The sequence below is a fragment of the Bacillus sp. JJ1474 genome, from assembly GCF_036965225.1.
Taxonomy (GTDB): Bacteria; Bacillota; Bacilli; order Bacillales; family Cytobacillaceae; genus Cytobacillus.
The window spans coordinates 6,749-7,551 of record NZ_JBALPC010000101.1 but is presented as its reverse complement, the minus strand read 5'-3'; the positions used below and the strand labels follow the sequence as shown (position 1 = coordinate 7,551).

The following is an 803-nucleotide window of genomic DNA, read 5'->3' as shown; positions in this document are numbered from 1 at the left end:
TAAAGAAATGTATGTGAAAATAAGTGATTGTAAACTATATGCTAAATTGGTGGGAGAAAATAATGGAAAACCAACAGTCATAATGGACGCTGGATATGGAGATTTTTCTAAGGCTTGGGATTCAGTAATTGGGGATATTTCAATGCTCACTAATGTTCTAATTTATGATAGAGCAGGACTTGGGAAAAGTGAAACAAGTTCTAACCCCAGAACCAGCCGTGAGATGGTAAAACAATTAAAGGAACTTCTTATTGAAGCCGATATTAAACCTCCCTACATATTAGTCGGTCATTCATTTGGTGGAGTTAATATGCGGATGTATGCAACTAAATATCATAATGAGGTTTGTGGACTTGTCTTGGTTGACTCTACGCCTGAAGATTACAGAGAAAGATTTCTCCCAACGATGTCCCTAGATTTTCAACATGCATACAACAAGCAATTCGTTTATGAAGGCAATTATGATGAATTTATGGAAAGCCTAAAGCAGTTAAAAGAAAGCAGACTTAAATTAAATGTCCCATTAATTGTTCTCTCAGCTGGTAAGAAAGCTCATTATTCAAAGGAATCACAAGGGCTATGGAATGAAATGCAGAAGGAAATTCTTGAAATATCCTCAAATGGTGAATTGGTGATTGCTGAAAACAGTGCTCATTATATACAAAATGATGAACCAGAAGTGGTAGTCAGTGCGATAAAAAAGCTGATTGAAATTTTTTAAGATTAGATTGTGAAGGCCTATATATAAACTCGGGCTGCGTTAGTTTAGGAACGCTTCTTTTTTAATTAAAGGGCCATATTGT

General features: G+C 35.4%; 1 protein-coding gene. It reads left to right on the top strand.

Annotated elements, in window-relative coordinates:
• On the top strand, positions 1–721 hold a 721-nt coding region (locus tag V7164_RS14145; protein ID WP_335354388.1), incomplete at its 5' end, for an alpha/beta fold hydrolase.
• Positions 722–803: the final 82 nt, after the last annotated feature.